General features: G+C 39.9%; 1 protein-coding gene. It reads right to left on the bottom strand.

Going from position 1 to position 769, the window contains the following annotated elements; genetic code table 11:
- The coding region (locus tag GJU43_RS22725) for an HYR domain-containing protein (RefSeq protein ID WP_154344185.1) at positions 1–769 on the bottom strand (769 nt) is incomplete at both ends.

The raw sequence follows: 769 nt of genomic DNA, 5'->3' as shown, positions 1-769 counted from the left end.
TATTCTAAATTGTAACTTCCTGCCGGTGTGTTAGCGGCAACTGTTACAGTACCGTTGGTATTGATCGTAAGTCCTGCTGCTATTGGCGTGGTTACGGTTAATTTTACATCTCCCGCATTGGTTCCGATTACGGCTTGTGCTCCGTTTACGGTATCACCTGCAATTAAAGAAACTGTTGTAGTTCCGCCTGTATTTCCGTTTATAGAACCAAGGTTATCTGCAACGGCATCGATTGATGGTGCAACTACTGAAATTGAAACTGTAGCTGTACTACAATTTGTAGAATTTAAATTTTCACAGATTCTATAATCAAATGTATAAGTTCCTGCTGGAGTATTTGGGTTAACTGCTACTGATCCTGTACTTGTATTAAAACTTAAAACAGAAGGTAAGCTACTTGCTAATGTAATAGTAACATCATTTCCAATAACTGCATTACAATTCAGAAGATCATTATTCAAAACATTTGAAACAGCCGTTCCTCCTACATAACCATTAAATGAAGCTACGTTATCATCTTTAGCCAGCATTGGCCCTACGATATTCACATTCTGTGTACAAGTTTCTGTATTTCCTGAATTGTCCGTTACGGTCCACGTTACCGTTGTCAATCCGATTGGGTATGAGCCTGGTGCATTATTTGTAACTGAAGCAACGCCGCAATTATCGGCTGTCGTCGGGGTGCCCAAAATAACTCCTGTTGCGGTACATGAATTGGCATCTGTTGTTTTGGTAACATTTGCAGGACAAGTAATCGTTGGTTTTTGCG

The organism is Flavobacterium sp. LC2016-23 (assembly GCF_009674775.1).
Classification (GTDB): Bacteria; Bacteroidota; Bacteroidia; order Flavobacteriales; family Flavobacteriaceae; genus Flavobacterium.
The sequence above is the reverse complement of the archived record's forward strand: the minus strand, read 5'-3'. Positions and strand labels throughout refer to the sequence as shown.